We start from the raw sequence: 1,247 nt of genomic DNA on the forward strand, positions 1-1,247 counted from the left end.
GCGATGTCACCGATCGCGCCAGTTACACCACCGACCACGCCGCCAAGCGAGCCACCGATACCGCCGGTACCATCGACGCCACCAGCGATGTCACCGATCGCGCCGGTCACACCACCGACCACGCCGCCAAGCGAGCCGCCAATGCCACCTGTGCCGTCGACACCGCCGGCGATGTCACCGATCGCGCCAGTCACACCACCGACCACGCCACCAAGCGAACCGCCGATGCCACCCGTACCGCCTGCGCCACCAGCGATGTCACCGATCGCGCCAGTCACACCACCGACCACGCCGCCAAGCGAACCGCCAATGCCACCTGTGCCGTCGATGCCACTGGCGATGTCGCCGATCGCGCCGGTCACACCACCGACCACGCCGCCAAGCGAACCACCGATGCCACCTGTGCCGTCGACACCACCAGCGATGTCACCGATCACGCCCGTCAGGCCGCCAACGGCGCCGCCGATACCGCCGGTACCATCGACACCACCAGCGATGTCACCAATCGCGCCCGTCACACCACCGACCACGCCGCCGAGCGAACCGCCAATGCCACCCGTACCGCCTGCACCACCAGCAATGTCACCGATCGCACCGGTCACACCGCCGACCACGCCACCAAGCGAACCGCCGATGCCACCCGTACCGCCTGCGCCACCGGCGATGTCGCCGATCGCGCCGGTCACACCGCCGACCACGCCGCCAAGCGAGCCGCCAATGCCACCTGTACCGCCAAGTTCACCACCGATGTCACCGATTGCGCCGGTCACGCCACCGACCACGCCACCAAGCGAGCCGCCGATGCCACCTGTGCCATCGATGCCGCCGGCGATGTCGCCGATCGCACCGGTCACACCGCCGACCACGCCACCGAGCGAACCGCCAATGCCACCTGTGCCGTCGATGCCACCGGCGATGTCGCCGATCGCGCCGGTCACACCACCGACCACGCCACCGAGCGAGCCGCCAATGCCACCCGTACCGCCAAGTTCACCACCGATGTCACCGATTGCGCCGGTCACGCCACCGACCACGCCACCGAGCGAACCGCCGATGCCACCTGTGCCGCCTGCGCCACCGGCGATGTCGCCGATCGCACCGGTCACACCGCCGACCACGCCGCCAAGCGAGCCGCCAATGCCACCCGGACCGCCAGCACCGCCAGCGATGTCGCCGATCGCGCCGGTCACACCACCAACCACGCCGCCAAGCGAGCCGCCGATGCCACCCGTACCACCAGCACCGCC

The 1,247-nt window shown here is 69.9% G+C and carries 1 pseudogene; it reads right to left on the reverse strand.

Annotation, left to right across the window (positions count from 1 at the left end):
* Window positions 1–1,247: pseudogene (locus tag AO692_RS33235) on the reverse strand (PE family protein); the annotation flags it as partial.

Source organism: Mesorhizobium sp. 1M-11, assembly GCF_001303895.1.
GTDB lineage: Bacteria > Pseudomonadota > Alphaproteobacteria > Rhizobiales > Rhizobiaceae > Mesorhizobium.